At 53.4% G+C, this 9162-nt stretch carries 9 protein-coding genes; 2 read left to right on the top strand and 7 right to left on the bottom strand.

What is annotated here, in order from left to right; genetic code table 11:
* Positions 1-93: 93 nt before the first annotated feature.
* Together JCM15764_RS20395 and JCM15764_RS20400 are read right to left on the bottom strand one after the other, a co-directional pair.
* The gene (locus JCM15764_RS20395; RefSeq protein ID WP_054698759.1) at positions 94-1605 is read right to left on the bottom strand and encodes an Rne/Rng family ribonuclease; all 1512 of its coding nucleotides are present in this window, start codon (positions 1603-1605) and stop codon (positions 94-96) included.
* A gap of 82 nt (positions 1606-1687) precedes the next feature.
* Positions 1688-4171 (bottom strand): TIGR03960 family B12-binding radical SAM protein, encoded by a 2484-nt coding sequence (locus JCM15764_RS20400; protein ID WP_054698761.1) that lies wholly within the window; start codon positions 4169-4171, stop codon positions 1688-1690.
* Positions 4172-4480: 309 nt separating this feature from the next.
* On the opposite strand from JCM15764_RS20400, the gene JCM15764_RS20405 reads away from it, so the two are divergent.
* Positions 4481-4735 carry a hypothetical protein gene (locus JCM15764_RS20405; protein WP_054698763.1) on the top strand — a complete coding sequence of 85 codons (255 nt, stop codon included), beginning with the start codon at positions 4481-4483 and terminating at the stop codon, positions 4733-4735.
* Positions 4736-4839: 104 nt separating this feature from the next.
* On the opposite strand, the gene JCM15764_RS20410 is transcribed toward JCM15764_RS20405, so the two are convergent.
* The 5 genes from JCM15764_RS20410 to JCM15764_RS20430 form a co-directional block, all read right to left on the bottom strand.
* Entirely contained in the window at positions 4840-5220 is a 381-nt protein-coding gene (locus JCM15764_RS20410) for an exosortase system-associated protein, TIGR04073 family (protein WP_054698765.1), read from the bottom strand.
* A gap of 42 nt (positions 5221-5262) precedes the next feature.
* On the bottom strand, positions 5263-5625 hold the full coding sequence (locus tag JCM15764_RS20415; RefSeq protein ID WP_279384600.1) for an exosortase system-associated protein, TIGR04073 family: 363 nt from the start codon (positions 5623-5625) through the stop codon (positions 5263-5265).
* A gap of 46 nt (positions 5626-5671) precedes the next feature.
* Positions 5672-6373 (bottom strand): peroxiredoxin, encoded by a 702-nt coding sequence (locus tag JCM15764_RS20420; protein ID WP_279384601.1) that lies wholly within the window; start codon positions 6371-6373, stop codon positions 5672-5674.
* A gap of 208 nt (positions 6374-6581) precedes the next feature.
* Positions 6582-7307, bottom strand: coding sequence for an ATP-binding protein (locus JCM15764_RS20425; RefSeq protein ID WP_054698767.1), 726 nt, complete (start codon positions 7305-7307; stop codon positions 6582-6584).
* 13 nt (positions 7308-7320) lie between these two features.
* Entirely contained in the window at positions 7321-7680 is a 360-nt protein-coding gene (locus JCM15764_RS20430; protein ID WP_054698769.1) for a nitrous oxide-stimulated promoter family protein, read from the bottom strand.
* Between the two features lie 117 nt (positions 7681-7797).
* Between JCM15764_RS20430 and pcnB the strand changes: the two genes are divergently transcribed.
* The coding region (gene pcnB, locus JCM15764_RS20435) for a polynucleotide adenylyltransferase PcnB (RefSeq protein WP_243689516.1) at positions 7798-9162 on the top strand (1365 nt) is incomplete at its 3' end.

Below are 9162 nucleotides of genomic sequence, written 5' to 3' on the forward strand. Positions count from 1 at the left end.
CCCCTGGGAGAGGGATTGGGTGAGGGCCTGCTGCGCCACGTCGCACAAGGAATCCTGACGGGCAACGAAGATATTGGCAAAAAGCGGCGATTCCTATGAGATGGCAATTTCGAATTGTTCTTGATGAAACCCCGGCTTCGCCCTTACCGTAATGCGTTTCTTAAAGTTCTTTTCCAACTCCTCCAGGCCGCGCCGCTCCTCATCGTAGAGCAGGTCCGCCACCTGTGGGTGCACAGTGAGCATAATCTTGCTGCCGCGGATATCGAGCATCTCCCGCCGCAGCTCCCTGAAAATTTCGTGACAAACGGTAGTCTTCGACTTGACGTAGCCCCTCCCCTCGCAGTAGGGGCAAGGCTCGCACATCATCCGGCCGATGCTCTCCCGCACCCGCTTTCTCGTCATCTCCACCAGCCCCAGTTCGGAAATTTTCAGGATGTTGGTCTTGGATTTGTCGCCCCTTACCGCCTCTTCCAGGGCAGTGAATACCTTTTCCCGGTTTACTTCCCGCTCCATATCGATGAAATCAATGATGATGATGCCGCCAAGGTTTCGCAGCCGCAACTGGTAGGCAATTTCTTTAACCGCCTCAAGATTGGTCTTGAGAATGGTGTCCTCAAGGTTGTGTTTGCCGACAAAACGCCCGGTATTGACATCGATGGCAGTGAGAGCCTCCGTCTGCTCAATGATGATGTAGCCCCCGGACTTGAGCCATACCTTGCGTCCCAGCGCCCGGCTGATCTCCACTTCAAGGCCGAAATGATCGAAAATCGGTTCCTCTTCGTCATAGAGTTCTATGGAGTACTTCATCTTGGGCATGAAGGTACTGATGAACTGGACTATCTTATCGTGTTCCGGCTTGGAATCGACGACGATCCGCTCCACAGATTCGGTAAGGATATCCCGCACCACCTTCTGGGTCACATCCAGATCAGAATGGATGAGTAAAGGGGCGCTGGCCTTTTCCTTGCGTTTCACCACCTCGTCCCAGAGCTTGGTCAGGTAGTTGAGGTCCGAGATCAGGTCCTCCTCGCTCTTGCCTTCAGAAACGGTACGGACGATAAAGCCGCCGCCAGCCGGCTTGATCCGGTCGATGATCTCCTTCAGCCGCTCCCGCTCCACCTCATCCTCAATGCGCCGGGATATGCCGACGTGATCAACGGTCGGCATGTACACCAGGTGCCTGCCCGGCAGAGAGATATGGGCGGTGATGCGTGCCCCTTTGGTGCCGATCGGCTCCTTGGATATCTGCACCAGCAGTTCCTGACCTTCCTGCAGTAGCTCTTCAATTGGGTGGAGGGGATGAAGCACCGGCTCTTCCCCCTCCACAGGCTCTTCTTTTTTGCCGTTGCCGTCCATGAAGCCGTCGTATTCCTCCATGGCATCAAAGACATCCGCCACATAGAGAAAGGCCGCTTTTTCCAGGCCGATATCGACAAAGGCAGCCTGCATGCCCGGCAGGACCCTGATAACCCGCCCTTTGTAGATGTTGCCCACGATCCCCTTGACCCTACTCCGCTCAATATAGAGTTCGGCTATGGTGCCGTTCTCGATGAGGGCGATGCGGGTTTCGTGGGAGGTGGTATTGATGACCAGCTCATTTCCCATGATAACCTCGTTTACTATTAATTTATGACCGGATTCCGTATATAAAAGTTGATAAAGGATTATTTGTTATGGGGGAAACGATTCAGTTGAACAGCACCTCAAGCTTCTCTATGGTTGACCCGGCGAACGCTTCCCGGGGCAGGCCGGTGATGGCGGCAACAAATTCCAGCGGCTTGCCGCGCCGAACCTCCATGAGCAAGACATCAGCAGTTGCAGAAATGCTGATCACCTCGTGCCGCAGATCGAATTCCACAAGCTTGCCTTTCTTTTCTCGCCGATGGGGAAAAGAATCCAGGGAAAGAAAGTGATCCACCTGGCCAGTAAGGCCCTGCACCGTGCCTGAAGGAAGTTTTACCCGGTAACGGGTCCCTGTAATGATAACCGATAGGGACTCGCTCTTCAACGGGATTACTTGCGATTCCATCACCCGCACACCTTCCGGCAATACCTGGTTGAGAGCCTCCAGCAGCCGCTCGGCACCGAAGCCCGCATCCACCTCCATATCCATATATTCAGCCCAGGATTCGACCCCCACGGAAAGCGCCGTGGCAAAGGAGAACTTCGGATGGGGATGAAACCCTTGGGAATAGCGAATGGGGATGCGTGCCCTGCCCACCGCTCGTATGAAAAGGTTTAGCATTTCCAGGTGACTAAGGAAACGCATCCGGCCGATTTTCTGGAAACGAAGCCTGATCCGCTCCGCATCGGCGGTTTCATCCGGCTGTGCTCCGTCTGCGGCTACAATCGCCTCTTCGGGCTTATTAAGTCGCATGCGCACAGCCTTGAAATCGCAGACCCCGCACCCGGAACACTGGCCATTACGACAGTCGGGGGTATAAACGCCACCGGAAGCCTTTTCAAGTTCCGTCAGCAGGAATTCCCTGCTGATGCCGCTGTCCAGGTGGTCCCAGGGGAGTATCTCATCCAGGTCCCGCTGGCGATGGTAGAAAAGCGGGTCGATGCCTGCAGCGGCGAACGCCTCCTGCCAGCGGGCAAACCTGAAATGCTCTCCCCAGCCGTCGAAGCGGCAGCCCAGCCGCCTGGCCTCAAGCAAAACCTTGCCCAGCCGCCGGTCACCCCTGGCAAATACCCCTTCCATAACCGTCAATGGGGCATCGTGCCACTTCAAGTTGAGTTTGCGCTTCTTCAGCTCCTGGCGCAGGAACTGCTGTTTCTCCAGGATTTCTTCATAGCTGATCTGCTGTTCCCACTGGAATGGAGTGTTGGCCTTTGGCACGAAGCTGCTGACGGCAACATTGACCTCGCCCCCCTGGCCGGCACGCTTCCCTTGATATTTGACCTGCCTGGACAGCTCGGCAATCCCCAGAACGTCTTCCATGGTCTCCGTCGGCAGTCCGATCATGAAATAGAGCTTGATCAGCCGCCAGCCTGCGCCATAGACTTGATAGGCGGTATCCAGCAGATCGGGCTCGGTTATCCCCTTGTTGATCACCTGGCGGAGCCGGTCGCTGCCTGCTTCAGGGGCAAGGGTGAAACCTGTCTTCCTCACCTTGTTTATCTCTGCCACCATTTCCGGTGTCAGGCTTCCCACCCGCAGTGACGGTAGCGAAACAGCAATGCGTTCCTGGGCATAGCGGTGCATCAGTTTCTGGAGCAAGGGAGTAAGGCAACCATAGTCACCCGCAGAAAGAGAAAGCAGGGATATCTCATCGTAACCGGTATTGCGCAGGGTCTCTTCTATTTTTTCCATGACCTGCGCCGGGGTCCGCTCGCGCAAAGGACGGTATATGTAACCCGCCTGACAGAAACGGCAACCACGGGTGCAGCCACGGGCGATCTCCATGCTGACCCGGTCATGGACCGTTTTAAGAAAAGGCACAACAGGGGCAGTAGGGTAACTCAGTGCATTAAGGTCGGGGGCGATGCGCCGTTTCACCTTATCATAGCCGGGCTTCAGAGGCTTGATGGCCTCAATTCTTCCGACAGAGTCATGGGAAACCGAGAAAAATGCCGGAATATAAACACCCTCGATCAGCGACAGGCGATGGAGAAGGTCTGCCTTGGCTTCACCGGCACTTTTCCATTGGCGGCAGACTTCTGCAATCTCAAGGATCGCATCTTCTCCATCCCCAAGGAGGAAGGCATCGAAAAAGTCGGCAAGGGGCTCCGGGTTACAGGCACAGGGGCCACCCCCCAGGATCAGGGGAAATTCCTTCCCCCTTTCGCAAGCCAGCAGTGGTATGCCTGCCAGTTCCAGCATATTGAGAATGTTACTGTAGGACAGCTCGTATTGAAGGGTAAAACCAATGATGTCCGTTTCAGCCAGGGGGGTTGAGGTTTCCAACGTAGAAAGCGGCTTTCCGTCAAGCCGAAGTTGATCTTCCATGTCGGGCCACGGGGCATAGACACGCTCGGCAGCAAGCCAGTGTTCTTGGTTCAGAATGCTGTAGAGTATCCGCAGTCCCAAATGGCTCATGCCCACTTCATATACGTCAGGGAATGCCAGGGCAAACCTTATCTCAGCGTCTGGTCTGGCAACGGCACCCATCTCTCCACCCATATAGCGGGCAGGCTTTTCTACAGAAAGCAAAAAATCGTTACTCAAAAAACCTCCAGGCAAGGCATTTAATCATTTCCTTACCCCAAAAAAACGTCATGGCGGAAGCTTGCCGCCACGACCGGCCCGTATATTATCAAATTTATTCAATATCTGGCAAGGGATATCCAGAGATTAAAGAGCAGACGCACCATACCCCAAATGAGGCACGCCTTCGATGATTTCAGGTAGATAGTTTTCTCTCCATGAAGATCACCGCCAAAGATATTCCTATTTCCAGCACCTTATCTTTACCCACAAACTTGGCATGCTCTCTGCTGTGCAAAGCGCATCTTACATTTTTAAAGGAGAATCACCATGAAAAAAGTTCTGTCCTCTGTTGTTGCTGCACTCGTAGCCGTTGCTTTCGCTGGCGTTGTTTTCGCTGCTGAGCCTGCAAAAACCGAAGCTCCTGCTGCTGCTCCTGCTGCTGGCGAAGTGAAGAAAGAAGAGAAGAAAGTTGTTAAGAAAAAAGCTGCCAAGAAGAAAAAAGCTGCCAAGAAAGCTGCTGAGAAGAAAGAAGAAGCTAAGCCTGCTGACGCTGCTGCTCCTGCTGCTCCTGCTGCAAAGTAATTTCCTTCGACAGGAATTAAAAAGCCGCATCCCCAAGGGGTGCGGCTTTTTTATTACGCGTATAAGCTTTGAATTGCTGACACTATTATGTTCCTCTGGTCTGACTATTCCTTCTGCCAAACGTAGGCCGGGTCGAAATAGGGGTCGTAAAATCCCGGATAAGGAATAAAAAAGGTAACGGCCTCAAGCAGACCTGATGCTGTTCTCACCAGTGTCATCCCGAGACCCTTTAGTGGTCCAACGAAAAGCCCCTTGGCTACGCCATCATCCTTGGCAGTTATATATATCTGCTTGGGAAATTCAACCCACCCTGTCGCCGTGTTCGCCAGACCGCGCGCGGCCTTGGTAGCCATTGCATCGACCACTTCCTGGGGACCGGCATTTTCAACGGTGCGGTAATCATCGGCCTGGGCAAGATTGGCTGTAGCAGCAAGAAGCCAGATTACCGCAGCTGATGCAATGAGGAACATCCCCCGTAGTGACATGCTATTCCCCCTTTTCCACGGGCTCGGCGTCATTAATAAGGCTCACTTCAGGCCGCTTTTCCCAACCATGCCACACATATTCGGATTAATCATGGGATCGTAATACCCAGGCTGCGGCACCATGAAAAATACCGTTTCCACCGCGCCCAACAGTGTCCGGTACAAGGCCATGCCCATCCCTTTTATCGGCCCCACGACATAGCCGATGTTGCCACGGTCACGCACCGTCAGATATGACTGCTTCGGAACCTCCACAACCCCGGTCACCACGTTTGTCAGTCCCCGCACCAGTTTAAAGGACATCTTTTCTGCAATGGCTTCGGGTTGCTGGGCCTCCTGGGCAAAGGCAGGTACAGTAAGGATATAGAGCAGTAAAAGGGGTAAACCTGCAACAATAGCACGCATGATGACGCTCCTTTTTCCCATGTTTCTGCTTACAGATTTTATCCTTTTAACATAAATACCCCACCCTGGCAAGACCAGCATTCCCAAGGCAAAACAAAAACAGGCACGGAAATATTCCCACGCGGCAATTGTCTGCCTTTCGACGCCCCTCACTGGCCGTGTTTGGCAAGATAGGTGCTACGCCTTCGCTTGAAGCTTTCATCGATTCATCCCCCTCCTGCCAGTTGGCCGGGCAGACTTCGCCGCCATGGGTTTCCACAAACTGGAGGGCATCGACCATACGCAATGCTTCATTTACGCTGCGGCCCAACGGCAGATCATTGATCACTGCGTGACGGACTTTGCCGTTGGGATCGATGAGGAACAGACCTCGCAGGGCAACAGCATCATCAAACAAAATGCCGTAGGAGCGGGCAATGGATTTGTTCAGATCCTGAACAAGAGGATACTGGATGGCACCGATGCCTCCGTTCTCTACAGGGGTATTTTTCCAGGCCAGATGGGTAAATTTTGAATCTACGGAAACGCCGATGACCTCGCAGTTCTTGCCTTTGAAATCGGTCAGCCGTTTGTTGAAGGCAAGAATTTCAGAAGGGCAGACGAAGGTGAAGTCCAGAGGATAAAAGAAAAGTATGACGTACTTGCCGCGGAACGCAGACAATTTTATCTCGGCAAAGGTGTTGTCCGGCATAACCGCCTCAGCGGTAAAATCCGGGGCTTCCTGTGTGACTAAAGTGCAAACGCTCATGGTATTCTCCTTTGTGAATGGCAATCAATTCAATCTGTCTGAAAAATACCAGTGCATCTGACCCTTGTCAACGGAAAAAAGATAAAAATTATCCTTTTTGTCTTGTTCGATTTAAAACCTGACCGGCACGAGAAAAGCCGGGGAGTCAGGCCAAAATGCAGCATAACTACCCCGGCTGTCAGCTGTCTCTTTTGTCCACTTCCATCATTCAGTCCTGGACTACATCACCCCGGATACCGATGGTCACCTCTTTGAAGGGGATTTCTTTGCCTGAGGCTGCCAATGCCTGACGGGCAGCCATGACAATGCCACCACAGCAAGGCACCTCCATGCGCAGGACCGTTATGGACTTTAGTGAGGACGCCTTGAACAGCTCGGTAAGCTTATCCCGGTAGTGCTGGTTGTCGTCCAGCTTTGGACAACCGACGACCACTGCTTTGCCGGCGAGGAACTCCCTGTGATAATCGGCGTAGGCAAAGGGAACGCAATCGGCGGTAATGAGCAGGTCGGCATTCTGGAAATATGGCGCCGTGGTCGGAACGAGGTTCAACTGTACCGGCCATTGCCGTAACTGGCTCTGAGCGCTCTCCCCTTTGCCGGCTGCGGTTGAAGATGAAGCGCCAAAGGACATGGCACGCGCCCCCGGACAGCCGCCATGATGGTGAGGTTCGGCAACAGGAGCAGATACTTTCTTGTTTTCCTTCAGGTGGGTTTCCACTGCAGCCTCGTCAAATTCGTCTGCTTCCCGCTCGATAATGGCGATGGCATCCTGTGGGCAGTCTCCCAGACAAGCGCCCAGCCCGTCGCAGAGATTATCCGCCGACAACACTGCCTTACCGTCAACGATCCTTATCGCCCCTTCGGCACAGGCTGGAACGCAGAGCCCGCAGCCGTTGCATTTCTTCTGGTCTATCTGTACGATTTTTCTAATCATTTTCGTTCTCCTTCTAAAATAAATAGTGCCACAAAAGATCGAGCCGCCCCCGCATGATCATGCGCTTGCCGGAAAAGGCCATCACTTCCCTGATTTTGGCCCGATATTCTTTGCTGTAGCAGTGGATGGGACATTTTTTACAGGATGGTTTCGGATCAAGAGGACACCTGCGGCGCTTCTCAATGGCATAGGCGACAAGGCCGGCACACTCGCCGCAAAGATGCATGTTTCTTTTAAATGTGGAATTGAGCTCCGCCGGCAATGCCAGGGGACTTTGCTCCGCATTTTTTCCATGCCTGGCCCGGCAATAGAAGCTGACAAAAGTAATGAGGACCTTCAGATCCTTTTTCTGTTTGTTGGTAAACTGTTCCATGTATGCCATCATAATAGCTGTAGGTCCGGCAGGATATGACAAAAGTCAAATATCCATTTATTTTATAGGGTGCGGCGCTTTGCCTTTCTCCGACAGATGTGGTAGGTTACTACACATATGGAACCACTCAAGCCGCTGATAATATCCCGTGCAGACCACAACATCTCTCGCCGCTCCCTGAGTCCCAATGCTGTCAAAGTTCTCTATCGCCTCAAGGACAATGGGTTTACCGCCTATCTTGTCGGCGGTGGAGTACGAGATCTGCTGCTGGGCAGGGAACCGAAGGATTTTGATATCGTTACCGATGCCACTCCGTTGCAGATCAAGAAGATGTTCCGCAACTGCCGCCTGATCGGGAGGCGCTTTCGGCTGGCCCACCTGCATTTTCAGGATGAAATAATCGAGGTGGCAACCTTCCGCTCTGCCAGGCTGGATGATGTACCTGCAGAAGAACCGGCCGCCATGGATGAATCGGAAGGCCACACTTTAACCGGCCGCTCGCCACTGCTGCTGAAAAGCGAAGACGGCATGGTATTGCGCGACAATATCTTCGGCACCCCCGCAGAAGATGCGGTCAGGCGCGACTTTACCGTCAACGCCCTGGCTTACAATATCAGTGACTTTTCTCTAATCGATTATGTGGGAGGCTTGGATGACCTGCAAAGAGGGGTGATCCGCACCATCGGAGACTCCGGAATCCGCTTCGTGGAAGATCCGGTACGGATGATCCGCGCTGTGCGATTCGCCGCCATGTTGGGCTTCCGCGTCGAAGAAACAACCTGGCAGGCCATTCTGGAGCTGAGCCCCACTGTCACAAAAGCTTCTCCACCCAGGCTTTATGAGGAAGTACTCAAGCTGTTTCTGCTGGGGGCAGGTGAACGTACCTACCAACTCCTGCGACAGAGCGGCATTTTTTCCGCTCTCTTCCCCCACTTCAATGACTGGCTCGAAAGGGAAAGCGACGGATTCCCCCACACCTGGGTCGGAAAGGCCCTGGATCACTTGGACATTGCGATTCAAAACGGGGAAAAAGTGCAACCTCCCCTGCTTTTTGCCCTAATGTTCAGCCAGTACCTGCAGGAGAAAGCAGAAAGCTTCCGCAAGGCGGGCCTGCCTGCTCACCCTGCCGTTAATGCTGCTGTTGCCGAATTCATGGGTGAAGTAGCCCCTACCGTCCAGTTTCCCAATCGGGTCGCTATCCTCATTCGCGATATCCTCACCAGCCAGCACCGTCTGCGCAAGATACCGGGGCGCCACCCGGAGACTTTCGCCACCCGCCATGGTTTTGCCGAAGCATTATCTTACCTGCGCTTTGCTTCCGCCATTACCGGAGAAGACAAAAAGGTCCTGGCATGGTGGGAAAAATTTCAGCTGGAACCTCAATCCGATATTCAACGATGGGGAACCCCAGCAAAAACGTCGACGACGCAGGAAACGAAGGAAAAAAACTTCGGAAAAACCCGGTGTATGAACCCTAGGAGT

Source organism: Geotalea toluenoxydans JCM 15764 (assembly GCF_001311985.1).
Lineage (GTDB): Bacteria > Desulfobacterota > Desulfuromonadia > Geobacterales > Geobacteraceae > Geotalea > Geotalea toluenoxydans.